Source organism: Nocardia sp. NPDC059228 (genome assembly GCF_042754245.1).
GTDB lineage: Bacteria > Actinomycetota > Actinomycetes > Mycobacteriales > Mycobacteriaceae > Nocardia.
Genome location: NZ_JBHZAL010000009.1, coordinates 113,513 through 137,068, shown reverse-complemented (window position 1 = coordinate 137,068; position 23,556 = coordinate 113,513). Strand labels below are relative to the sequence as shown.

The window sequence follows — 23,556 nt, the reverse complement described above, 5'->3', positions numbered from 1 at the left end:
GGATTTTGGTCCGGATTTTGGTCCCCACCCGCCCGCGACAGTAGACGTTACCGTAAATAACATGTAATACTCGGTGCGTCCGGACGCCGGTGTCCGGGCGCGACGAGAAGCGAGAACCTCAATGACGCGGCATGTCGACGTACTGATCATCGGGGCGGGTCTGTCCGGAATCGGCATGGCCTGCCATCTGACCCGCGAGCAGACCGGGCGCAGCTACCTGATCCTGGAGCGCCGGACCGCTATCGGCGGGACCTGGGACCTGTTCAAGTACCCCGGCATCCGCTCCGACTCGGACATGTACACCTTCGGCTACGGCTTCCGGCCCTGGCACGGCACCAAGGTGCTCGCCGACGGACCGCACATCCGCCAGTACATCGAGGACACCGCCGCCGAATATGGCGTCACCGACCACATTCGCTTCGGTCGCAAGGTCACCAAGACCGCCTGGTCCAGCGACGAGGGCCGCTGGACCGTCGAGGTGCTCGACGAGCGCACCGGCAAGACCGAGACCTACACCAGCAACTTCCTGGTCGGCTGCACCGGCTACTACGACTACGACAGGGGCTACCGGCCGCAGTTCCCCGGCGAGGAGAACTTCGGCGGGCAGATCGTGCACCCGCAGCACTGGCCCGAGGACCTCGACTACCGCGGTAAGCGCGTGATCGTGATCGGCAGCGGCGCGACCGCCATCACGCTCATCCCGGCCATGAGCACTGACGCCGCGCACGTCACCATGCTGCAGCGCTCGCCCACCTACATCGCCGCGCTGCCCGCCGACGACCCGGTCGCGGTCGGCTTCAAGTTCGCGAGAGTGCCTGCCGCCATTGCCTACCGGGCCGGCCGGGCGCGCAATATCGCGCTGCAGCGGGCCAGCTACCAGCTCTCGCGCACCAACCCCAAGCTGTCGGCCAAGCTCATGCTGGCCGCGGTGCGCGCGCAGGTCGGGCCCGACATCGACATGAAGCACTTCACCCCGAGCTACAACCCGTGGGACCAGCGCCTGTGCGTGGTGCCCAACGGCGATCTGTTCCGGGTGCTGCGCAAGGGCGAGGCGTCCATCGTCACCGACACCATCGAGACCTTCACCGAGAAGGGCATCCGCTTGTCCTCGGGTGAGGAGCTCGAGGCCGACATCATCATCAGTGCAACGGGTCTCACCGTGCAGATGCTCGGCGGCGCGGAGCTGGAGGTGGACGGCGAGGCGCTCGCCACCCGGGATCTGGTGGCCTACAAGGGCGCACTGCTCGGCACCGTCCCGAACATGATGGTGATCCTCGGCTACACCAACGCCTCCTGGACCCTCAAGGCCGATCTGGCCGCCGAATACTTCTGCCGCCTGCTGAACCACATGCGCGACAATGGATTCACCGAGGTCGTCGCCATCCCCGAGGAGGGCGACCGTTCCGAGGCGTCCCTCATGGGCGGCGCCCTGACCTCCGGCTACATCCAGCGCGGCGACGGCGTCATGCCCCGCCAGGGCACCCGCGGCCCCTGGCAGGTCATCAACAACTACTTCCGCGACCGCGCCATGCTCCGCAAGGCCCCGCTGGAGGACGGCGTCCTGCGCTTCCGCCGCAGCACCCGGCAGTCCACCCCGAACCCCGCCGAATCCCGTTCCGCCTGACCCTTTCCCGCGCCGCCGGATTCACGATCAAGCCAGTGATCCGGCCGCTGGCCCTTTCGGCACCGCCGACGGGATCGCAGGATGGTGGCATGATCACCACTCCGCCTTCGTTCCCGGCCATGGTGCGCGAGGAGTTCGCGCCCACGACGACCTACCTGAATGCGGCCAGTTACGGCCTGCTGCCGAAATCTGTTGTGGCGGAGGTGATCGCGGCCGAGGAACAGCGCATGCGCGGCGAGTTCGACATCCCCGGCGTGGACGCGCATGTCGACGCGTGCCGGGCCGCGTTCGGACGGCTCACCGGGTTCGAGGCGGCCCAGGTGGCGGCCGGCGCGCAGGTCTCGCAACTGGTCGGGCTGGTGGCGCAGAGCCTCCGGCCGGGCGCGAACGTGCTGGTGCCCGAGCACGAATTCAATTCGGTGCTCTGGCCTTTCCTGGTCCGAACCGACGTGAACGTGCGGGTCGTGCCGCTGGCGGACCTGCCGGACGCGATCCGGCCCGGTGACGATGTGGTGGCCGCCGCTCTGGTGCAGTCCGCCGACGGTGCGGTGCTGGATGTGGCGGCGACCGTGGCCGCCGCCCGTGCCCACGGCACGCGGGTGCTCTTCGACGTGAGCCAGGCCGCCGGCTGGCTGCCGGTGCGCGACACCGGGGCCGATTGGATCGTGAGTGTCGGCTACAAGTGGCTGCTAGGCCCGAAGGGCACCGCGTTCCTCGCGGGAACGCCTGCGGCACTGGATGATCTGAGCCCGCTCGCCGCCGGCTGGTACGCGGGGTACAACCCCTGGGAGACCGTCTACGACGGCCCGTTGCGGCTGGCGGAGGACGCGCGCCGGTTCGATGTCGGGCCGGTGTGGCCCGCGTGGATCGGGCAGCGGCGGAGCCTGGAGTTGATCGAAGGGGTTGGTATCGACGCCATTCACCGGCACGATGTGGCGCTGGCGGACCGGCTGCGCAAGGGACTCGGTTTGCCCGAGGGCAATTCGGCGATCGTGTCGATCGAGGTGCCGGAGCAGACCCTGGAGCGGGTGCGCGAGGCGCGTATCGTCGGCGCCCTGCGGGCCGGGCGACTGCGGCTGGCCTGCCACTTCTACAACACCGAGGCGGATATCGACCGGGCGCTCGAGGTGCTGGCCGGGTAGGCCGGAGGTCAGATCGGCTGGAAGCCGCTGCCGACGCCCTTGCCGGCGTCGACGGCGGCGCGGACGGTGTCGAAGGCTACGGCGATGACCGGTGTGTGGACCGGGTTGTCGGCGTTGGTGCAGCTGAAGTGGATGACGCGGGTGTCGCTGATCAAGGGGGCGGAGACCATGCCGACGAGTTGGTCGCCGCTGGTGACGGGGCCGCCGGAGTCGCCGTAGCTGGAGCAGGCCTGTTCGAGGAAGCCGACGGGGCTGGAGGCCAAGACGACGCCGCAGGCGTGGCCACTGGTGCGGCCGTTCTGGCAGACGATGCTCAGCGCCGGTGGTGCGGGGGCGAGGGTGGTGATGGTGCTGCCGTTGACGGCGCGCAGCGGAGTGACCACGGACGGATCGAATTCGATGACGGCATAGTCGAGTTGCTCGTCGGCGTCCCGGACCACGCCGACCACTCCGGCATCGGGGAACTGCTCACCGCGCACCGGGGTCCCCTCCTCGGCGCAGTGGCCGGCGGTGAAGCCGACCAGTCGCCCGGCTGCGTCGTAGCCGATGGTGGTCAGGCTGCATTTGGTGGCGCGGCCCAGGACCAGACCGGACCCGCCGCCGAGCGCGGCTTGCGAGTCACCGGGATCGGCGTGGGCGGCGGGTGCGGCGGACAGCCCCAGCGTCACGCCCACCGCGACCGGTGCGAGCCAGCGGTTTACCTGCATGCCTACCACCTATCCGACTCGACGCGTACGGCTTCCGGCTTTCGCTACACGGTAGCCTCCGGGGTCAGCGCAGCCAGATCGGACGCTGTGCGGCGAATGGATCGGACTGGACGTGCGGAGCATCGGACCAGATCATGGTCTCGCGCCGGTCGAGAGTGTAGCGGGGCCAGCCGCCACCCGGGTCCGCGTCGCTGACGAACGACACCCACGCCCGGTGCACGGCATCGGCCAGCGATTGCGGCGGATTGCCGCCCGCCACCGCGGTCACGCCAGGCGCCCCCAGCAGGTCGAAGGCGAACGGCACGTCGAGGCAATGGAACGACATGCCTTGGTACTTGGGCGCATTCGAGGCCCACGTGAACTCGTAGAGCCAGGTCGGCTGGTTGCGCCCGGCCCGCATCTCGGCCACCCGGTAGGACGGCATGCGAATGACGGCGTCGCTCTGCGCCTGTCCCACAAGCTGATTCGCGTTCATCCCCGGATAGGCGAGGCCGAACGCGGCGGTGGTGGCGGCGTCGAAACCGAGCGCGCCCAGCGCCGACGGCAGCGTGGCGTCGGTGACCGGCGGCTGTTCGCCGCTGAGCGAGGCGCCGTTGAACTCCTGCGCGGTGAAGCCGATCATGAGCGGAATATCCTGGTCCGCACCGGATTTCAGGACCTCGGCGCTGGTCGCGGGGATCAGCGTGCCGTCCGCCCAGGGGGCCAGGCCGAGCAGGGTGGCGGCGGTGCTGTCCGGACCGGGTGCGCGCAGCCTGTCTTCCATGTCCTGCAACCGCACCTTGCTGACGTCGCGCAGCGCGGCGGCGGTGGCGGGCATGCCGGTGCGCTTGGTGAACAGCTCGGACATGGCCAGCGCGGTGGCGCGATCATTGGGCTGCGTTACCGCGCCGGACTCCGAAATGCCCGCGCGGAAAAGACCTTTCGCGGACGGGGTGTTCATCAGCGCCCACACCGCGCCGCCGCCGGCCGACTGGCCCGCGATGGTCACCCGGGCCGGGTCGCCGCCGAACGCGCCGATATTGTCGCGGACCCAGGTGAGCGCCGCGATCCAGTCCAGAACCCCGCGATTGTCAGGGGCGTCGTCCAGATGCAGGAAGCCCTCGATGCCGAGCCGATAGCCGGCCGACACCAGCACCACGCCGTCGCGATTGAAGGCCGCGCCGTCGTACCACGGGCTGGCGGGGCTGCCCGCCACGAAGCCGCCGCCGTGAATCCACACCAGCACCGGCAGTTTCGCGGTCCGGTCCGGGTTCGGGGTGAAGACGTTCACGGTGAGGAAGCAGTCGCCGGGGATGGAGGGCTCCGGGATGGCGGTCACCTCCGACAGCTGCTTGATCTGCGCGGTGGGGCCGTACTTCGTGCAGTCGCGGGTCTCCACCCAGGGGACCGGGGTCTTGGGCGCGGCGAAGCGCAGATCGCCGATCGGCGGCTGGGCGAAGGGGATGCCGAGGAAGGCGACGCCGGTGTCGCGGCGCTCGCCGCGGACGGGCCCGGAGGTGGTGGTGACGGTGTCGGCCACGCGTGTCCGGTCCGATCCGGACTTCCGACTCGAGCAGGCCGCGGTCAGGGCCAGTGCCCCCGCCCCGAGCAGGAGGGTCCGTCGTCCGATCTGTTCCGTGGCCATGCCAACCTCTGATCCAGATTTACGTCAACACTTGAAATAATTAACCGACACCCTAGTCTCAACCGCGTGGATCCCGCACCCCCGCCCACCGATGCCGCCGCCATCCGCCGCCGCAATCTGGGCCTGGTCCTGCGTCACCTCGCCGACCACGGTCCCTGCCCCCGCACGGAGGTGGCCGCCGCCACCGGACTCGCCCACGGTTCCGTCACCGCCCTCGTCGCCGATCTCACCGACCGCGGCCTGCTCCGCGAGGACGACGTGCTCCGCTCCGGCACCCGCGGCCGCCCGGGCCGGCCGCTACGCCTCGAACCGCGCCGCGCCCCGGTGGCCGCGATCCAGATCACCTCCGAACATCTCCGTGTCGCCGTCTCCGATCTCGCGGGCGGCGTCGTGCACCGCGAGGTCGTGCCGCACGACCTGGCCCCCGGAACGCCCGAGGCCATGGCGGACGCCGTCGCAGCCGTCATCGCCCGCATCGAGACGTCCTTACCCGGATTCGCCGCCGCCGAAACGGATTCGGACCCGTACCTCGCGCCGGTGCTCGCCCGGGTCGTGATCGCCATGGCCGGACCCGTGCGCGACGACGCGGCGCAAACCGTCGTGATAGCACCGGATTTCGGTTGGATGGAACCTGTGCGCCTGCGTGCTCTGGTGGCCGCCCGGCTGCCCGCGCCTGCCGTCACTATCGACGTGGTCAATGACGCGAACGCGGCCGCCCTGGCCGAATTCCATGCCCTGCGGCATGATTCGCGCGGTCTGGTCCTGATCGAGGCCGGCACCGGGATCGGCGGCGGCGTAGTCCTCGACGGCCGCATCCACACCGGCAGCCATGGCATCGCCGGCGAACCCGGACACATCCCGGTCGCCATGGACGGCCCCGCCTGCGTCTGCGGCGCTCGCGGCTGCCTGGTCTGCTTCGCGGGCCCGGAGGCGGTGTTCGAGGCCGCCGGACTCGGGGAACTGTTGCGTCGCAAGGGTTCGCAGCCCGCTCAGGCTGAACTGCTGGCCCTGCTGAGCCGGGCCGACACGCGCGCGGTGGCCGCGCTCGACACCGCCGCCCGGGCCCTCGGTACCGCGATCCTGTCCATCACGGCACTCCTCGACACCGACGAAGTGGTCCTGGGCGGCCTGCTGAGCGACTGGTTCCGCTGGCTGATCCCGGCCATCGAGTCCCGCCTCGCCGGTCGCCGGGCACTCGCGCCCGCCCTGGCCCTGCGCGTCACCCCGGCGGCCCTCGGCGAGAATGGGATTCTCACCGGCGCCCTCGGCTTCGCCCGCCGCGCAGTACTTTCCGACCCCGCCGTAGTGCCGCGGCTGCCGGCGGCGGCCCGGGCGGGCGCCTGATCAGGCGGGGGCGGTCCCGAGCATCAGCCCGACCAGCACCACGCTGGTCGCGGCGGCGATCGAGCCGGTCGCCCAGCGGCTGAAATGCCGGTTGCCGCTACGGATATTCGTGACGGTCAGCGCCCGGAACTCCCCGAACCGGTTCTCGTGGCCGTCGGCGAACGCGGGATCCCCCAGGTGCAGGTCGGTGCCGAACAGCGGCAGGAAATGCAGAACCCAGTGGGCCCCCGCATCATCGGTGATCCCGACCCGCATCCCGAGGTACCGGCGTACCGGCGCGCAGCGCCCGGCCAGCCGGGCCAGGGGCCCGATCCGGGGCCGGGCCGCCAGGTGAACGAGCAGGGCGGTGACGGCCACCCCTCCCGCCGTCACCGCCATCGCCGCCCGCGAAAGCGGGAGCATTCCCTCGCCGACCAGCGCCACCGCGGTGCCCACGAACCACAGGGGCTGCAGCGCAGGCATTTCCATCGGTCGCGGCGGCGAGGTGATCGTGCCGATCAAACTGGACCTTCGATACCCGGCCGTCGGCAGCGGCACCGCCGCGACCTGCCCGAGCGGCCGCCTGCAGCCCCGGCAGGCGCCGGCATCGTGCGCATTGGTCCAGCCGCAGCGCGAACATCGGAGGGTGGAATCGGTGGTCATGGAGATCTCCTCCCCGGGATCTCGAAAGGTGGTGCCGGTCAGCGGATTCGCTGATCAGCTGTGGACCGGGGTCGCCGGGTGCGGCGGCGCCGATGTGAATTCGGTGCGCAGGTCTCGCTGCGCGGACCGAACCCACAGCAGCACAACGACTTCGCGCAGGGTGAGGTCCAGCTCGGCGGCCAGCAGTTCGGCCACCGCCAGCGCCTGGTCGGGATCGTCGGGCCTCGGATCGCTCAGGATCTCGTCGAGCACCAGGCCGCGGCAGGCCGCTTCCTGGGTGAGCAATCGATCCGGGAGCCAGGTGAGCACCCAGCTATCGGTGGAAGGTGTTGTGCGAATGGCCATCTCGGGCGTCTTGTCGCTGCGGACGGTCCAGGGGGTGAATTCGAGGGCCATGAGGTCGGGAACCTCCTCGAAGAGTGGTTGTAGCACCAAGGATACTGGAGTGCTTCGATGGCACATAGCCAGAAGAATTGCTCCAGACAGACACTGAAAAGGCAACTGTTGCTTAGAAATAAGCGTCTCAGCGTACAAGTATCCTGGATATCGTAGATATCAAGCGGTTTGGGCGCTGTCACGCCGAGCGTTGCCGTATTCGAATCACAGATCTGCCGGCCCAGCTGATATCCGCCATGGTCGTTTCGCCCGTTCGGCCTGACCTGTAAAAGAATCGGCAGACTCGTGCTGGATCTACGATGGCGAAGATGACACATCGTGCTTACGATGGGCTTCGCGTGACACGTCTGAGCAATGCGGATCATGATGGGAGACGAGCATGTCTGGCTCGGCCTCGGACGGCGAGCAGATCGGCGCGGCAGTCAAGCGACTCCGCCGGCAACGCAATCTCACCCAGGAGGCGCTCGCCGATCGGGTCGGCTGCTCGCGCAGTCTGATTCAACAGATCGAGAACGGCAGACGCGTTCCACCCCGCCCCCAGCGCGAAAAGCTGAGTGCGGCCCTGGGTGAGCGCCTGCCCGGCCTCGACGACGAGACCGAGGCCGAGCGTGTCGTCAGCGACCTGCGCATCCGCTTCGAGATCCTCTCGACCGAGAAGCCCGACCTGGCCGCCCGCGTCCTCGCGCTTGCCCAGAGTCTGTCCAACCTCGACGACATGGGTGAGCAACTCGTGCCGCTCCGGGAGATCGCCGAGCGCCAGCTGGTCCGGGCCGAGGAGGTGCTGGTGCAGATTCCCTCGGGCAGCGTCGTTGTGCCGGAATGGAATACGGTCCTGGACTGGCTGACGGTGCTGGATCGCGCGCAGCAGCGGATCTGTGCGATCCACACCGCAGAACTGGGCGCGATCGGCGGCGATGTCGGCGTCGAATATCACCGGGCGATCCTCGCCAAGGCCCGAGCCGGTGTGTCGGTGCAGCGTGTCTATGTGCTGGACGACGTTGTGAACGTGACGCCCTATGAGGACAAGCTCTGGCAACAGGTCAAGGTGAACGTGGAAACCACCTTGGTGAACCGGGAGTTCGCTCCCAACGCACAGGGCATGCTCATCGTCGACGACAGTTACGTGCTGGCGGGCGACTACGATTTCCGCCGCCGCGAGCGTGACTCCAGCCGGTTCTCGTCACTCTGGCACGATGTCCAGACCGCCCACCGCAAGTTCAAGCACCTCCGTGATCTCAGGGCGGACGGAATGGCGCTCGTCGTCAACGATCTGGTGGAGCGGACGGGACTGATTCGGTTCGAGCACCTGGACCAGGAGGACTGCCGCGACCGTTTCCGTGCGGCCCTGCGTCAGGCGTGGAACGACGGGCGGCCCGGATCTGAAGGCGCGCCCAGATGAGCCGAGGGTTCGCGGTGTCGCCGCCGCTGGACCCGGTCGACGTGGCGGACCGTTCCGACCAGCGCAAGCATCTCGCGCGGAACTACCTCGACAGCGAGAGCCGGTTCGCCGGGACGGACGGCCGGATCTATCGCGGGATCATCGACGCGTATCACGGTGAAACCGGGCTGCCCATGGACCGGAACGCCACGGCGGCCCTGAATTCCGCGTGGGCCGAGGTGATGGCCGGTCATGGCGCGGCAGGCGGCGGAAATCTCACCGATGGCCGGGATGGGTCGCCCTACGCCAAGAAGCAGCCGGAGGTCCTGCGCCGGTTGGCTGCCGAGCGGCTGTTCGCCCGGATATCCCAACCGATCGACGGAAGGCCGGGAGTCGACATCGATCCCGGCGAGGTGATCGTCAGCCCCTACTCGAGCACCGTCCTGCTGGAGGAGGCGATCGCCACGCTGGCTCGGCCCGGTGGCGTCCTGGTCTGCCCGGAGGGCTACTACAAGAGCGTGGCCGGGCACATCGCCAAGTTCGGCATGCGGATGGCGACCAGCAGTGTGACCGCAGGCGGCGACTTCCGGATCGACCCGGTATCGCTCGAGCGAACCCTGAAACATCATGCGGCGCAGGGAAACCTGTGTGGGGTCCTGCTGACCCTGCCCGGCAACCCGGTGGTCGCCGACTACACCGTCGAGCAGTTGCTCGAGATCGGCCGGGTACTCGTCGCCGCCGATGTGCCGGTGATCTGCGATATGTCGTTCGACCTGCTGGTCGAGGGGCACATCCCGATTGCGTCGATCGTCGTCCCGACGGCCGATGGTCCGGTCCGCCTGTATGACCGGGTCCTCAGCATCACCGGTAATTCCAAGGCGTTCAATGCCTTCGGGCCGTGCAAGCTGGGTGCGGCCTGTTCGGGAGACCAGCAGTGGCTGGCCCGGGTACGCGAGCGACTGCGTGTCGCCTTCCAGCGTGAGACCACACATCTGGCCCGTGCCACGATCGAGGGCACCTCGGACGGCTACCTGATCCGGAACCGCGTGCTGCTGCGGGAGCGGATGGATTCCGCGCGTCGGCTGGTGGCCGGGATCAATGCCGGATTCGGCACCGAACTGCTGCGGCCGCTCGGCAGCCGCGACGGCATGTTCCTCACGATCGAATTCGATGCCGGGGTGATGTCGGCGGCGGCGGTGCGATCCAGCGCGGACCTGGAGGATCTGCTGCTGATGGCGGCCGGTATCGACTGCGTGGCGCTGGACCGCACCGGATCGCATCGAATGGGCGTGCGGCTCAATGTGACAACGCCCCGGCGCGCCACCGGTGAGGCGGGGCCGGACCTGGTCGTCGAACTGTTCGACCGCATCGAACGGCTGCTCCAGCGGATCGACGCCGGCATGACGTATGCCGGCGCCCTGCTGGAACGACGGATTCCGGCTCGTTCCCCGCGTGTCTCCACCGTCGGCGTGCTGCGCGAAACCGCCGCCCACGAATTGCGTGTCGCCTCCACGCCGGACGATGTGACGGCGCTGGTCCGCAGCGGGCTGAAGGTGGTGGTGGAGCAGGATGCCGGGCGGTGGGCTCGGTTCGACGACGCCGACTATCGGGCCGCCGGCGCCTCGGTGGTGCCGGGACCCGAGTGTGTCTTCGCCGTCGCCGACCTGGTCGCCTGGGTGAAACCGCCTGCCTACGACCTGGATACGATGCCGACCCGGACCGGGCAACTACTACTCGGGTTTCAGGATCCGGTGAAACGCCGCCGGTCCATTCACCGGCTGAGCCAATACGGGGTGGAGTCGGTGGGCTTCGAGCACATGCCACCGGATCTCGAGACGGCTCACCCCGATCCGCTGACCGCCATGAGCCGGATCGCCGGTGAGGTTGCCTACCGCGAGGGCCGTGAGCGCCTACGCGAGCAGGATCCGGACTGTGCGGTGCGCGCGCTGATCATCGGATGTGGACAGGCCGGGCTCGCCGCCATCGACGCCGCGGTTCGCTGTGGTGACCCGTCGCCGGCCGCCATCGGTCGCCGAGCCGAGCAGCGCGCCGCCGCGTCGGCCCGGGGCGCGAATCGCTTTCTCCTCGATCCCGATCCGGACCGGGTCGCGGACTATATCCGTTCCGTCCGTCCGAATCTGGTGGTGTGCGCGGCCGGGCGGCGCGGGACGGCCGCACCGGTGCTACTGGACCGGTCGGGTCTGGCGGCCTTGCCGAACGGTGCCGTGGTGGTCGATCTGACGGCCAAGTCGGGTGGCAACTGCGTGGTGACCCGCGTGGACGGCACGGTGACGCTGGCCAACAACGTCACCGTGATACATCGCTCGAACTTCCCGTCCGCGCGCCCGGATGTCGCGAGCCGTGCGTACGGTGCGGCCGCGGCCATCGCGATCCTGGGGTACAGCGCGGCCCCCCGGTCAGATGGAAGGGATGTCGTCCCAAGCCTTTTCGAGGGCGGTGCGGAACAGGGTGCGGCAATCGCTGGTATCGAGATGAGCGAACTGTGACAACGGCGGGGTCGCGATCAGCGCATTGATCTGCGCGCTGACTGTGGCGGGCAGTCGCCGAGGCGGTGTGGCGGGCAGTCGCTGAGGCGGTGTGGATCGGTCAGTCGCCTGTGAAGGTCATGCCGGTGAACCGGGTCCAGCACTGCCGGAGATAGAACTCCATGTCGATGGACGGGTCGATGAGCCAGCGCGATTGCAGACCGTCGGCCAGGGCCATGAACGCGGTGGCCATCACCTCGGCGTCGACGGACTCCGGGATGCCGCCCGCTCGCTGGATGCCGCAGATGAGCTCGGCGAAGCCGGCGGTGCCGAGTTCGTAGTGCAGGCGCATGTACTCGTGGGCGGGATGGTTCGGATCGGCGGCGGCCGCCTGCATGTGGGTGAACAGCTCGATGAGGCCGGGCACCTGGGTATTACGGCGAATGAGCTGGATGAGCGCCTCGGGCGTGGGGTCGCCGATGGCGGCCACGTCGATTTCGTCGCGTTTGCGCAGGACCGCGACGAACAGCTCCTCCTTGGAGCCGAAGTAGTGCAGCAGCCCGCTCTGGCTCAGGCCGACCGCCTCGGCCAGCTCGGCCACCGAGGTGGCCAGGAATCCGCGCTCGGCAATGGTGTGCAGCGCGGCCTCCAGGATCTGCTCCCGTCGTTCGATGCCTTTCCCGTAGGGGCCTCGTTTCGCCATCGGTCGAGTTTAAGCGGACTCTGAGAGTTGCTTGTCCACCAAAACCGAGCGCTGTACGGTTTTTCCCATGCGATTCCGCCGCCGCAACCTCGCCCTGCTCGCTCCGATATCGAGCTGGCGAGACAGCTGGGCGTGAAGGTGTACCGGATCGGCATCGAATGGGCGCGGGTTCAGCCCCGGCCGGGCATGCCGACGGCATGAACGTGATCGGCTACAACTACTGGAGCCTTACCGACAACTACGAATGGGGTTCCTACACACCGCGATTCGGGATCTACGCGGTGGACGTCCTGACCGACCCCACCCTCACCCGCCGGTCCACCGACGCGGTCCCGGCCTACACCGAGATCACCCGCGCCGGCGGCATCCCCGCCGACTACCGCCCGACCCGCGAGCCCAAGACCTGCTCGCTGGTCGACGCCCCCGCCAGCTGCACCGATCCGGTGACGCTGCCCCGCTGACCACCCGGCGGCTCGCCGGATCGGCCGTGCGACACCGTGTCAGGTGCTTCCCCCTGACCGGCCCGACCCGCGCATCGGGTGTCGACTCATCGGTCCGATCCGGCGATGCACCGCATGCCGCCCGCTGACCCCGGACATCGGTGTCAGCGGGCGGTTTTCGGGTTCAGCGCAGTGCGGGGACGACCTCGCGCTCGAAGAGCTCCAGGCCGGAGGTGTCGTAGGCGGTCTCCGGGAAGTAGTGGATGGAGTAGCCGAGCCCGAGATCCTTGACGTGCGAGAGCCGTTCGACGATCTGTTCGGGGGTGCCGACGGCGGGGGAGTCGCGGAACAGATCCTTCACGTGCCGGGCCGCGCCCTCGGCTCCGACGAAGGGGGTCAAGCGGGCCTCCAGCTGGGACAGGCGGTCCTGCACCTCGGCCTCGGTCGCGCCGACCAGGGTATTGAAGTTGGAACTCCGGGTGATGGCGTCGAATTCCGTTCCGACCGCGGCACAGTGGGCGCGCAGCAGGTCCGACTTCTGGGTGAAGGTCTCCGGATCGCCCGCGAAATTGGTGTACTGGGCGTACTTCGCCGCTATGCGGAGCGTCACCTTCTCGCCGCCGCCCGCGATCCAGATCGGAATTCCGCCCTCCTGCAGGGGAAGCGGGCGCACGATCGCGCCGTCGACCTGGTAGTGCTTGCCGTCGAGAGTGGCCTTGCCGGTGGTCCACGCCTGCTTGAAGATCTGCACGCCCTCGTCCAGGCGGCCCAATCGCACACCGGCGGAGGGGAATCCGTAACCGTAGGCGCGCCATTCGTGCTCGTACCAGCCGCCGCCGATGCCCATTTCCACCCGGCCGCCCGAGATGAGATCCACGGTGGCGGCGACCTTGGCCAGGTAGGCGGGGTTCCGGTAGCTCATGGCGGTGCACATCTGGCCCAGCCGGATACGCGTGGTGCTGGCCGCCAGCGCGGACATGAGCGACCACGCCTCGTGGGTGGCCTCCTCGGTGGGGACCGGCACGGTGTGGAAATGGTCGTACACCCACAGTGACTCCCAGACGTCCCCCGAATCCGCGCGCTGCGCCAGGTCCCGCATCACTCCCCACTGTGCGGCGGGATCGATGCCGACCAGGTCGAGCCGCCAGCCCTGCGGGTTGAAGATGCCGAAACGCACTAGATGTCTCCTCTGTTCGAATCCGGTGTGGTCACCTCGGCCGGGCCGAGCACCTTGCGCAATGCCGTTGCGACGGTCTCGAGTTCGGCCGGGTCCAGTCTGCCCCCGAAACGCTGCTCGATGCCGGTCAGATAGTGCGGCGCGGCCTCACGGAAGCGGCGGCGGCCCGCATCGGTAATGCTCACGAACGCCGAGCGGCCGTCGTCCGGATTGGATTCACGCCGAACCAAACCGTGCGACTCCATCTCGGTCACCAGGCGGCTGACCCGGGTGCGGCTCAGCACCACCCGCTCACCCAGGTCGCTCATTCGGAGCCGGTGTGGCCCATCGAGTTCCAGCAGCACGTCGTACCAGCTCAGCGGCAGTCCGGTGGCGCGGCGCAGGGCGGCGTCGAGCTCGGGCACGAGTTTCGCGTGGACCTGCAGCAGGGCGGCCCAGGCGTGGACGGCCGGATGGGATCGGGAAGCGGACACCGGCCCATCATAACCAGTTGCGTGCACGCGCACGTAAGTAGTAGCGTGCACACGCACATATTTTTCGGAAAGGAATTCCCATGACCGCACTCATCACACGCGACGAACTCGCACAGGAGATCGAGGCCGGTTCGGTCATCGTGCTCGACGCCCTCGGCGGCGAGTACTACGCCAAGGCCCACCTCCCCGGCGCGCTCGCGCTGGTCGAGGCCGAGGTGGAAAGCCGTGCGCCGCACCTGCTTCCGGACCGCGACGCGGCCATCGTCACCTATTGCTCCAACGCCGCCTGCCCCAACAGTCAGAACGTGGCCACCAGGCTGGAGCGGCTGGGCTACACCAATGTCCGCAAGTACCGCGACGGCATTCAGGATTGGACCGAGGCGGGCCTGCCCGTCGAAAGCTGATCGCGCGCACCGGAACTCGGCCGCCCCCCGTCGCGATGCGCGGCGGGGAGCGGCAGATTGTCCCAGACGCGCTACGATGCCCCGGTTAGTTCGATCTCCGACGGAGGGGGCTCACCGGTGAGCACGATCCAACTGACCACACCAGACGGCACCATCGACGCCTATGTCGCCACTCCGGCCGGACCCGGGCCCTGGCCCGGCGTCGTGGTGCTGCACGACATGGTGGGTGTCAACGACGACATGCGGACCGTCGCCGGCCGCCTGGCCGACAACGGGTATCTCGCCATCGTCCCGAATCTTTTCGCGCGCGGCCGGGTTCGGTGCGTGCCGAGCGTGATCCGGGAGCTGCTGTCCAATGGGAACGGCACCACCGTCCGCGACATCCTCAGCGCCCGCGCTCATCTCATCGCCGATCCGAACTGCACCGGCCGGGTGGCCGTGGTCGGCTTCTGCCTGGGCGGCGGGTTCGCACTCCTGGCCGCCACCAAGGGTTTCGACGCCGCGGCCCCCTTCTACCCCTCCGGCCGCGGCAACTACGAGGACATTCTGCGCGGTTCCTGCCCCATCGTCGCCAGCTACGGCGCCCTCGACCCGGCCAATCCCGGCCGCGGCCCGAAACTCGAACGCGTCCTGACCGACTACGGCATCGACCACGACGTGAAGACCTACCCCGGCGTCACCCACGCCTTCGCCAACCTCACCCCCGCCGAACCGGTTATCCGGGTCGCGGGCCTGGGCTACAACGAGGAAGCCACCGAGGACGCCTGGCGGCGCATCTTCGCCTTCTTCGAGACCCACCTGCGCTGAGCCCGGTCCGGCTCCGACTGCTCAGTCCCTGACGGTGATCGACAGGCGCGGGCGGGTGGGGTTGTCGGGGGAGACGCGTTCCCAGACGGCGTCGAGCATGGGGGCCAGCAGGAGTTCGCCGAATTGGCGGATCAGGACGGCGACTATCTGGGCGGATTCGGGCTTGTCGGTGGAGGCCAGGCCGGCCTCCCGCAGGCCGGCGACCTCGCTGCGGGTCAGGTCCACGAGGGCGTCCAGGAGGTGGATGCGGGTTTCCGAGGGTTCCAGCAGCGAGCGGCGGATGTAGTTCACGACGGCCGGGTTGTCGTACAGCATCCGGCGGACCGCTTCGTCGCGGGCCGACGCGACTTCGGCGTGCGTGCCGGTGGGAGGAATCGAGGCGACGGTCTGGGCGAAGTAGTCGACGACCAGCTTGTCGACGGCGTCGCGCAGGCCGTCCTTAGTCTTGAAATGGTGCTGGACGAGCCCGAGGGTGACGCCGGCCTCGGCGGCCACCGCGCGCAGCGAGACCCGGGAGTCGCCGTACTGGGCGAACAGGTCCATGGCGGCATTGCGGATACGGGCCTTGGCGGTCAGGTCGTCATTGGTGGCTCGTGGATTCAGCATCGCCCCTCAACTCGTCGATTGCGTCCGCCGATTTTACGTCGAGTGGTAGCGGTTCCCGGTCAGGCGCTGAGCTGGCGTTATCATTGACCCACTTACGATACAACCGTATCGTTCGCTGGATGGAGGAACCAACGATGCGGCCCTTGACCGGGTGGAGCCGCACTTCTTCCCGGGTGCGCTGGCGACCTTCGGCACCCACGAGGCCTTCCGGAAGGCGTTCGCCGACAAGACCATTGCCGAGCTCGAAGCCATCGCTGCTCGGGACGACCTGCCGCTCAACGGCATCCGACGCAACAACGGAGAGTGACACCGATGTCCGTACTGTTCCCCGACTACCGCCCCACCTGGGAGACGGACCAGCACCGCGAGCTGCGCAAGCACGCGGCGGAGTTCTTCCGCAAGGAGTCCGCGCCCAACCGCGAGCGCTGGACCAAGCAGCACATGGTCGATCGTGAGTTCTGGAACAAGGCCGGTGACGCCGGTCTGCTCGGCCTGGACCTGCCCGAGGAATTCGGCGGCGCGGGCGGCGATTTCGGCCTGCAGGCCGTGGTCCAGGAGGAGCTGGTCTACGCGCACGACAATGGCTTCGGCTTCTCGGTGCACTCGCCGATCGTGTCGCACTACGTCTATCACTACGGCAACGAGGAGCAGCGCCGGAAGTGGCTGCCGGGCATCATCAGCGGTGAGCTGGTGCTGGCCATCGCCATGACCGAGCCGGGCACCGGTTCGGACCTGCAGTCGGTGCGCACCACCGCCATCCGCGAGGGCGACCACTACGTCATCAACGGCTCGAAGACGTTCATCTCCAATGGCACCCACTGCGACCTGCTGGTGATCGTGGCCAAGACCGACCCGTCCCAGGGGGCGGCCGGCGTCTCGCTCATCGTGGCCGAGACCAAGGATCTGCCGGGCTTCGAGCGCGGCCGGGTGCTGGAGAAGATGGGCCAGCACGCCCAGGACACTCGCGAGCTGTTCTTCTCCGACATGCGCGTCCCGGTCGCCAATCTGCTCGGCGCGCAGGAGGGTCTGGGCTTCTACCAGCTGATGGAGCAGCTGGCCCGCGAGCGCCTGATCATCGCCAGCCTGTGCTCGGCCCTGGCCGAGGCGGCGGTGCTGGAGGCGCTGCGCTACTCCAAGGAGCGCGAGGCGTTCGGCCGCCCGATAGGCAAGTTCCAGCACAATGCCTTCACCCTGGCCGAGGTCAAGACCGAGGCGCTGGCCATCAAGACGCTGGTGGACTACGCGATTCAGCAGTACATCGACGGCAAGAACGATCCATCGACCGCGTCCATGGCCAAACTGTTCGCCGCCGAGACCGCCGACAAGGTGGTCGACAAGTGCCTGCAGCTGTTCGGCGGCTACGGCTACATGATGGAGTACCCGATCGCGAACATGTACACGGGTTCGCGGGTGAACCGCATCTATGGCGGCACCAGCGAGATCATGAAGGAGATCATCTCCCGCTCGCTGTGACGCGGAGGTGAGACGACGACGGCGGCCCGAATTCTGGCCGCCGCCACTGTTTCCGAGCCTCGTGCCTGCCTGATCAGGCTGCGCGGGCGCGGCTCACAATGCCCAGGCAGAGAGCGCACCCGGCCGCGAGGACACCGAACATGGCCGGATAGCCGATGCCGGTGCTGTCGTGGCAGATCGCCATGACGGCCGGGACACCGAAGCCGAGGTAGCTGACCGCGTAGAACACCGCGGTCAGTCCCGCGAGGTCGTCGGGCCGGGCCATGCGCTCGATCTCGAGCAGGCCCGCGACCAGGCCGCTGCCGAAGCCCATACCCAATGCGATGGCGGTCAGCACGGTCAGCCACATGGTGAGGGTGGCGGAAGCCGCTGCGGCCAGCACCATTCCGGTGATCACCAGGCTCAGTGCCAGGACCGGCAGGCGCAGCGAGCCCGGCCGGTCGATGCGGCGGGCGACGGACTGGATGCCGAACCCGCAGCCCAGCGTGATGACCGTGATGAGGGCCGAGAAGGCGATGGGCGCGCCGTGCACCTTGGGCATCATGAGCGTCGGCATGATGGCGTAGGCCGCCGCGGACGAGGTGAACAGCCACAGGCACACCGGCAGCGCCACGGTGCGGAAACGGTGGTGCGCGGCGGCGGGGACCTTCAGATCGTCCAGCAGTCGGACCGGATTCGCCTGCGGGGCAGTGGTTTCCGGGGCGCGGAACAGCAGCGCCGCCGCCAGCACGCACAGCGTCACATTGATCAGGTAGGCGAGGGTGTCCGGCCACGGCGCCCACTGGGCCAGCACCCCGGCCACGCCCGCGCCCACGCCGAAGCCGCCGGTGAGGCTCATGGCCGAGCGGCGCGCCCCGGTGCCCGAGGCGGTCTCGGCCGTGAACGGCGGCTGCGAGAGTTCCTTGAGCCAGCTGCTGCCCACCGCCATGGCCAGGCCCAGCGCGATGCCGCACAGCACGCGTCCGGCGGAAAGCATGGGGACGGAAGCGGATCCGAAGGCCAGCAGGGTCGAGCCGGTGGCCGCGATGAAGGGCGCGGGCCGCATCAGCGGCCGACGGCCGTAGCGGTCGGAGAGCGGGCCGCCGATGAGCAGCGCGGGGACGATGCCCAGCACGTATTCGAACAGCAGCAGATCCACCGTGGTGACGGGCAGCCCGTCCCGCTTGTACATGACCAGCAGCGGCGTGAATTCATTGCCGCCCCAGGCAATCGCGAAGATCGCCGCGGCCACGCCGAGCCACGCCCTGGGATGGGTGCCGATACCGGTGGTGCGGGTGCCGACGGCTGTCAGCGTCGCCATCACAGTCCTCTCAGGGTCACGCCGTGCACGTCGGTGAGGTGCTCGGCGAGTGCTTCGGCGAAACCGGCGGCGTCGGCGGCTTCGATCAGATCGGCGAGCCGGGTGTGCTGCTCGATGATCCGGTGCGGATGGGTCTCGCCGCGATGCAGCGCAACGCTGTTCATCCGGCGCTGGCGCTCGCGCAGCGAGTCGTAGAAGCCGATGAGCAGCGGATTGTCGGCGGCCACCACGTACTCGCGATGGAAATCGGCGTCCACGATGGCGAATTCGTCGAGGTCGCCCGCGTCGGCGAGTCCGCCCTGGCGGTCCAGGGATTCGCGCAGCCGGGGGATCAGCCCCGCGCGGGCGATACGGGTGAGCGCGTCCACCGCGCCGGTTTCCACGATGTAGCGGGCATGGATCACATGCTCGGCCTCGCGCGAGGGCACCGGCACCACCAGCGCACCGCGCTTGGGGTAGAGCCGCATCCAGCCCTCGGTCTCGAGCCGGAGGAAGGCCTCGCGGACCGGGGTGCGGGAGGTGCCCAGCTCCCCGGCGATCTCGTTCTCGCTGACCAGCTCGCCGCCCGGCAGGTCGCCGCTCAGGATGCGTTCCTTGATTTCGCGGTAGGCACGCTCGGCGGCGGAGAAGGTCTTGGACACAACTTGCATACTAGAGGTGACATGGGATGATTTGCCCGAATGTGGCGGGTTTCACCCAGGGGCTGAAAGAGTTGCGCCGCAACCCTCTCACCCATAATGATTCACGTTGTTGGCAATACGTCAGTAAGTTGCCCTATTTCCGGGACGAGGAGGTCCGCATGGGGAACGATGCCCCGCCGCTGAACGAGGTCGTGAACGGTGGTCTGGAGTTCACGATTCCGATCGCGCACAAGATGGGGGTGCGGGCCGACGAGGTGCGCCCCGGTTTCGCCGCCACCACGGTGCCGGTCGAGGGCAACGGCAATCACTTCGGCGTCATGTACGCCGGCGTGCTGTTCACCGTCGCGGAGATCCTGGGCGGCGCTATCGCCATCGCCAGCTTCGACACCGCCAAGTACTACCCCCTGGTGAAGGATCTGCACATCTTCTTCCGCAAGCCCGCCGCCACCGATGTGCGCGCCGAGGCCACGCTGTCGGAGGAGGAGATCGCGCGCATCACCGAGGAGGCCGCGGCCAAGGGCAAGGCCGACTTCACTCTCGAGGCCGTGGTGACCGATGCCAATGGCGTGGTGGTGGCCGAGACCCAGGGTCTGTACCAGTTGCGCGCCCACGGCAAGTGAGCCGAAACGACCGAGCCCCGGAGGAGAACCTCCGGGGCTCGGTCGTTCTCGCGGACGTGTCAGGCGATGATGATCCAGCCCTTGCAGCCGGTGCCGGCGCTGCCCGGCCACTCCGAGCCGGAGACCTCGAAGGGGATGACCCCGGGCATCGGGGTGCCCAGGTCAATCTGGGTGGTCTGGGCGCCGTAGGTGTCGGGCAGCGGGGTGCGCTGCCCGTTCATATCGATCTTGGCGTCGTCGGTGAAGTTGTTGGAGGTGGTGATCTCCAGCGTGGTCGGCGTGAACGAGTGGGCCAGCAGGGTGGTCTGGGCGCAGCGGCCCTTGGAGTAGTCGAGCGTGATCCGCTGCGGGGCCGCGTCGGCGGACGCGGGGGCGGCGAAGGCGCCGGAGACGGCGCAGGCGAGCGTGGCCAGGGCGATGCGGCGGAGGTACACGGTCTTCACGAACAGAACCCCTTTTCCTGTGGTCACGACGGTGAATCCCCCCGATCGACGACGATCATGCCGTGACCGAGCCTTCGGCACGCGGCGGACGCGCGGAAGAATCCGCGCGGATCAGCGGATGCGCAGCGGCAGGTTGCGGTGACGGCGCACGAAAATGCTCGGAAACCACTGCGGCGGGGCGTCTTCGACGAGGGTGAATCCGGTGGTGCGGTCCAGCAGCGCGGTCAGGGCCGCGGTGGCCTCCAGTTTGGCCAGCGCCGAGCCGATGCAGAAGTGGATGCCGCGCCCGAAGGCGAGATTGTTGGCCCCGCTGCGGCGGTCCAGGTCGATGGCGTCGGGATGCTCGAAGCGGGCCGGATCCCGATTGGCCGCACCCCACAGCAGCAGCACGTGGCTGCCCGCGGGAATCTCGGTGCCGCCCAGCGCGGTATCGATGGTGACGTGCCGATGATGGCCCCGGAAGGGCGATTCCAGCCGCAGCGCCTCGTCGAGGAACGCGGGCAGCAGCGCGGGTTCGCGGCGCAGCTCGTCCTGGAGTTCCGGGCGGGTGGCGAGCAGGCGCGCGGCGTTGGCGATCAGCCCGGCGGTGGATTCGCCGCCCGCGCCGACGAGTTGGACCAGGATGAGCACCGCCACCGCGTCGGTGATGTCGCCGGCCGTGCAGGCGCGGGCCAGTACGCCGAGCAGGTCGTCGCCCGGATCCTCTCGGGCGGCGGCGAACCTGGTGTGCAGGTGGGCGGCCAGCTCGGTGGCGGCGGTGACCAGCTGCCCGAAGCGTTCGGCCTCGACGACCCCGCCCAGCATCTCGGTGCTGTCGTAGGCCCACGTGAGAAGTTGCGGCACATCCGCGTCCGGCAGCCCGATGATGTCGGCGACCAGCGCCAGCGGCAGCCGGTCGGCCATGCCGGTCGCCCAGTCGATGCGATCGCCGTGCAGCTGCTCGGCCCACAACCGGTCCACCAGCTCGGCGGCGGTGGTTCCGAGCCCGTGAATCCGCTTGGCCAGCAAGGGCTGGACCAGTTTCCGCTGTGCCTGGTGGCCGGGATCGTCCTCGGTGGCCAGCACGTGGATGGCCTGGCCGCCGCCGTCCATGTCGAAGGTGGCGGGCGGCCGGCCCTGCTGCCGCAGCAGCGCGCCGGTGAGGTGCGAGGAGAACTCGGCGGGCCGATTCACCGCCTCGGTCACCAGATCCCATGAGGTCACCAGGTAGAAGTCGGTGCCCGGGATGCGGTACACCGGCGATTCCTCGCGCAGTCGCCGGTACAGCGGATAGGGATCGTCGAGGTGCGCGGGGTCGAACAGGTCGAGCGCGTCGGGTGAGGTCGGGGTCATGCGCCCACGGTTTCCGGCGCTGAACCGACTGTCAACGGCCGTCTCGCCGTGAGACGGCCGCCGCGCGGTGACCCACTCGTATGCAGGGGTTTTGCGCGCATCTCGAGACTCCGGGCCTCCGTACCGGACAGCCGATTAGTATCGAACGGTTACGCGATAACGCTGCTGGCCCAGGAGGCTCGGGTGATCGTGCGCGACCGGAAGTGGATGGGATGGGGAGCCGGGACGGTGCTCTCGGTGGTGGCCCTGCTGGTGACGGTCTTCGCGGTGAACGGACCGGTGGCGCGGGCCCGGCCGGCTGCCGCCGACACCGTCGCCATCGACAGCGGCAGCCTGCACGGCGTGCTCGCCCCGGACTACCGGCTCTTCAATGGAATCCCTTACGCCGCACCGCCGGTGGGCGCGCTGCGCTGGCGGCCACCGGCACCGGTGCCGCCGTGGCCGGGCGTCCGCGAGGCCCGCGACGCCGGGCCGAAATGCGCGCAGGCCACGGGCGTGGGCGGGCTGCGCTCGACCGATGAGGACTGCCTCTACCTGAACGTCTGGACCCCGCCCACCCTGCCCGCCGACGGCCGCGGCCTGCCGGTCATGGTGTGGATCCACGGCGGCGGCCTGCAGACGGGCACCGGAAGCATGTACGGCGCAGCGCCTCTGGTGTCGCAGCCCGATGGCGACAGCATCGTCGTCACCATCAACTACCGGCTCGGGACGTTCGGCTTCCTGGCCGCCTCGGCACTGGACGAGGGCGACGGCTCGGGGGACTACGGGCTGATGGATCAGCAGGCCGCGCTGCGCTGGGTGCAGCGCAATATCGCGGCGTTCGGCGGCGACCCGAACCGGGTGACGGTGGACGGTGAATCGGCGGGCGGGGTTTCGATCTGCGCGCAGCTGGCCACGCCCTCCTCGGCGGGGCTGTTCCAGGCGGCCATGATGCAGAGCGGCTTGTGCACCGGGCAAGCCCTCGCCGCCGCCGAGGCCGAGGGTGATGCCTGGGCGGACGGAGCCGGATGCCCGGGAGCGGACGCGGTCTGTCTGCGCAGTCTTCCGGCGGACGTGCTCGTCGATCGCGCGCCGGAGTCGGCGGATGTGGTGTACGGCAACGACTTTCTCCCGCGTGATCCCGTTTCCGTGCTGAAAGCCGGTGGGATTACCCATGTTCCGACCTTCATCGGCTCCAACCATGACGAGATGGCGCTGTGGGTGTGGATGGATTACGGCATCCCGCTCGGCGCCAGGATGACCGCCGCGGACTATCCCACCCTGCTCACCTCCCGCTTGGGCGGCATGGGCCGGGCGCAGGTCGATCGGATCATGGTGGAGTACCCCCTCGGCGACTACGCGCAACCGGCGCTGGCGCTCATCCGGGCCTGGACCGACAAGTTCGTCTGTACGCTGGTCGACCAGGTCGGCGACTTCGGCCGCCAGAACCCCACCTATGTCTACGAATTCGACGACCGGACCGCCCTGGCCCCGCCCAGCACCTTCCCGATGGGCGCTTACCACGCCGCGGAACTCCCCTCCCTCTTCGACCTCGTGCAGGCCGGCCCGCTCCTGCACGTCGCCATGACCCCCGGCCAGCAGCGCCTGCAGGACGAAATGCGCCGCTACTGGACCCGCTTCATCACCGAGGGCACCGCGGATCCGCAAGGATTGCCCGCCATCCCGCAATACACCACGGCCGCACCGTCATTCCTCTCCTTCCGCCCCGGCGGCAACCAGTTCTCCGATGCCTTCTACGCCGACCACCGCTGCGAGTTCTGGAGCACACTCGGTTGACCTGCCGTGCAGGTACAT

At 68.8% G+C, this 23,556-nt stretch carries 23 protein-coding genes and 1 pseudogene; 12 read left to right on the top strand and 12 right to left on the bottom strand.

Annotation, left to right across the window (positions count from 1 at the left end; genetic code table 11):
* Positions 1–121 precede the first annotated feature (121 nt).
* A complete protein-coding gene (locus tag ACFXKA_RS16895) occupies positions 122–1,624 on the top strand; it encodes a flavin-containing monooxygenase (RefSeq protein WP_379427909.1) in 1,503 nt (500 codons plus the stop codon).
* An 89-nt stretch (positions 1,625–1,713) separates the two neighbouring features.
* Positions 1,714–2,766 (top strand): aminotransferase class V-fold PLP-dependent enzyme, encoded by a 1,053-nt coding sequence (locus tag ACFXKA_RS16890; RefSeq protein WP_354841485.1) that lies wholly within the window; start codon positions 1,714–1,716, stop codon positions 2,764–2,766.
* 8 nt (positions 2,767–2,774) lie between these two features.
* Here ACFXKA_RS16890 and ACFXKA_RS16885 read toward each other — a convergent pair whose 3' ends face one another.
* Together ACFXKA_RS16885 and ACFXKA_RS16880 are read right to left on the bottom strand one after the other, a co-directional pair.
* On the bottom strand, positions 2,775–3,473 hold the full coding sequence (locus tag ACFXKA_RS16885) for a hypothetical protein (protein WP_379427908.1): 699 nt from the start codon (positions 3,471–3,473) through the stop codon (positions 2,775–2,777).
* A gap of 64 nt (positions 3,474–3,537) precedes the next feature.
* Positions 3,538–5,097, bottom strand: a complete 1,560-nt coding sequence (locus ACFXKA_RS16880) for a carboxylesterase/lipase family protein (protein ID WP_379427907.1) — start codon at positions 5,095–5,097, stop codon at positions 3,538–3,540.
* Positions 5,098–5,163: 66 nt separating this feature from the next.
* Here ACFXKA_RS16880 and ACFXKA_RS16875 point away from each other — a divergent pair, with 66 nt between their 5' ends.
* Positions 5,164–6,441, top strand: coding sequence for an ROK family protein (locus ACFXKA_RS16875; RefSeq protein WP_379427906.1), 1,278 nt, complete (start codon positions 5,164–5,166; stop codon positions 6,439–6,441).
* On the opposite strand, the gene ACFXKA_RS16870 is transcribed toward ACFXKA_RS16875, so the two are convergent.
* Both ACFXKA_RS16870 and ACFXKA_RS16865 read right to left on the bottom strand, forming a co-directional pair.
* Positions 6,442–7,083, bottom strand: a complete 642-nt coding sequence (locus ACFXKA_RS16870) for a hypothetical protein (protein WP_379427905.1) — start codon at positions 7,081–7,083, stop codon at positions 6,442–6,444.
* Positions 7,084–7,137: 54 nt separating this feature from the next.
* Complete coding sequence (locus tag ACFXKA_RS16865; RefSeq protein ID WP_379427904.1) at positions 7,138–7,515, bottom strand: hypothetical protein; 378 nt, start codon at positions 7,513–7,515, stop codon at positions 7,138–7,140.
* Between the two features lie 343 nt (positions 7,516–7,858).
* Between ACFXKA_RS16865 and ACFXKA_RS16860 the strand changes: the two genes are divergently transcribed.
* Together ACFXKA_RS16860 and ACFXKA_RS16855 are read left to right on the top strand one after the other, a co-directional pair.
* A complete protein-coding gene (locus ACFXKA_RS16860) occupies positions 7,859–8,878 on the top strand; it encodes a helix-turn-helix domain-containing protein (RefSeq protein ID WP_379427903.1) in 1,020 nt (339 codons plus the stop codon).
* A complete protein-coding gene (locus ACFXKA_RS16855; RefSeq protein ID WP_379427902.1) occupies positions 8,875–11,364 on the top strand; it encodes an aminotransferase class I/II-fold pyridoxal phosphate-dependent enzyme in 2,490 nt (829 codons plus the stop codon). The genes ACFXKA_RS16860 and ACFXKA_RS16855 overlap by 4 nt, the downstream gene beginning before the upstream one ends.
* A 100-nt stretch (positions 11,365–11,464) precedes the next feature.
* On the opposite strand, the gene ACFXKA_RS16850 is transcribed toward ACFXKA_RS16855, so the two are convergent.
* Positions 11,465–12,046 (bottom strand): TetR/AcrR family transcriptional regulator, encoded by a 582-nt coding sequence (locus ACFXKA_RS16850; protein WP_379427901.1) that lies wholly within the window; start codon positions 12,044–12,046, stop codon positions 11,465–11,467.
* A gap of 188 nt (positions 12,047–12,234) precedes the next feature.
* Between ACFXKA_RS16850 and ACFXKA_RS16845 the strand changes: the two are divergent.
* Positions 12,235–12,507 (top strand): annotated as a pseudogene (locus tag ACFXKA_RS16845) (family 1 glycosylhydrolase); the annotation flags it as partial.
* Positions 12,508–12,670: 163 nt separating this feature from the next.
* Here ACFXKA_RS16845 and ACFXKA_RS16840 read toward each other — a convergent pair.
* Together ACFXKA_RS16840 and ACFXKA_RS16835 are read right to left on the bottom strand one after the other, a co-directional pair.
* The gene (locus tag ACFXKA_RS16840; RefSeq protein ID WP_379427900.1) at positions 12,671–13,663 is read right to left on the bottom strand and encodes an LLM class F420-dependent oxidoreductase; all 993 of its coding nucleotides are present in this window, start codon (positions 13,661–13,663) and stop codon (positions 12,671–12,673) included.
* A complete protein-coding gene (locus tag ACFXKA_RS16835) occupies positions 13,663–14,136 on the bottom strand; it encodes a MarR family transcriptional regulator (RefSeq protein WP_364621920.1) in 474 nt (157 codons plus the stop codon). Before ACFXKA_RS16835 ends, ACFXKA_RS16840 begins: the two co-directional genes overlap by 1 nt.
* 80 nt (positions 14,137–14,216) lie before the next feature.
* Here ACFXKA_RS16835 and ACFXKA_RS16830 point away from each other — a divergent pair, with 80 nt between their 5' ends.
* Complete coding sequence (locus ACFXKA_RS16830) at positions 14,217–14,540, top strand: rhodanese-like domain-containing protein (protein WP_354841513.1); 324 nt, start codon at positions 14,217–14,219, stop codon at positions 14,538–14,540.
* A gap of 117 nt (positions 14,541–14,657) precedes the next feature.
* Complete coding sequence (locus ACFXKA_RS16825; protein WP_354841515.1) at positions 14,658–15,347, top strand: dienelactone hydrolase family protein; 690 nt, start codon at positions 14,658–14,660, stop codon at positions 15,345–15,347.
* 21 nt (positions 15,348–15,368) lie between these two features.
* Here ACFXKA_RS16825 and ACFXKA_RS16820 read toward each other — a convergent pair whose 3' ends face one another.
* Entirely contained in the window at positions 15,369–15,953 is a 585-nt protein-coding gene (locus ACFXKA_RS16820; protein ID WP_379427899.1) for a TetR/AcrR family transcriptional regulator, read from the bottom strand.
* Positions 15,954–16,104: 151 nt separating this feature from the next.
* Here ACFXKA_RS16820 and ACFXKA_RS16815 point away from each other — a divergent pair, with 151 nt between their 5' ends.
* Positions 16,105–16,260 (top strand): hypothetical protein, encoded by a 156-nt coding sequence (locus ACFXKA_RS16815; RefSeq protein ID WP_379427898.1) that lies wholly within the window; start codon positions 16,105–16,107, stop codon positions 16,258–16,260.
* 5 nt (positions 16,261–16,265) lie between these two features.
* Positions 16,266–17,426 (top strand): acyl-CoA dehydrogenase family protein, encoded by a 1,161-nt coding sequence (locus ACFXKA_RS16810; RefSeq protein ID WP_354841522.1) that lies wholly within the window; start codon positions 16,266–16,268, stop codon positions 17,424–17,426.
* 73 nt (positions 17,427–17,499) lie between these two features.
* On the opposite strand, the gene ACFXKA_RS16805 is transcribed toward ACFXKA_RS16810, so the two are convergent.
* Together ACFXKA_RS16805 and ACFXKA_RS16800 are read right to left on the bottom strand one after the other, a co-directional pair.
* Complete coding sequence (locus ACFXKA_RS16805; protein WP_379427897.1) at positions 17,500–18,726, bottom strand: MFS transporter; 1,227 nt, start codon at positions 18,724–18,726, stop codon at positions 17,500–17,502.
* Positions 18,726–19,376 (bottom strand): GntR family transcriptional regulator, encoded by a 651-nt coding sequence (locus ACFXKA_RS16800; RefSeq protein WP_379427896.1) that lies wholly within the window; start codon positions 19,374–19,376, stop codon positions 18,726–18,728. Before ACFXKA_RS16800 ends, ACFXKA_RS16805 begins: the two co-directional genes overlap by 1 nt.
* A 149-nt stretch (positions 19,377–19,525) precedes the next feature.
* On the opposite strand from ACFXKA_RS16800, the gene ACFXKA_RS16795 reads away from it, so the two are divergent.
* Positions 19,526–19,987 (top strand): PaaI family thioesterase, encoded by a 462-nt coding sequence (locus tag ACFXKA_RS16795; protein WP_379427895.1) that lies wholly within the window; start codon positions 19,526–19,528, stop codon positions 19,985–19,987.
* 59 nt (positions 19,988–20,046) lie between these two features.
* On the opposite strand, the gene ACFXKA_RS16790 is transcribed toward ACFXKA_RS16795, so the two are convergent.
* Positions 20,047–20,457 (bottom strand): hypothetical protein, encoded by a 411-nt coding sequence (locus ACFXKA_RS16790; RefSeq protein WP_354841533.1) that lies wholly within the window; start codon positions 20,455–20,457, stop codon positions 20,047–20,049.
* A gap of 84 nt (positions 20,458–20,541) precedes the next feature.
* Positions 20,542–21,762, bottom strand: coding sequence for a cytochrome P450 (locus ACFXKA_RS16785; RefSeq protein WP_379427894.1), 1,221 nt, complete (start codon positions 21,760–21,762; stop codon positions 20,542–20,544).
* Between the two features lie 183 nt (positions 21,763–21,945).
* On the opposite strand from ACFXKA_RS16785, the gene ACFXKA_RS16780 reads away from it, so the two are divergent.
* Complete coding sequence (locus ACFXKA_RS16780; RefSeq protein WP_379427893.1) at positions 21,946–23,538, top strand: carboxylesterase/lipase family protein; 1,593 nt, start codon at positions 21,946–21,948, stop codon at positions 23,536–23,538.
* Positions 23,539–23,556 lie beyond the last annotated feature (18 nt).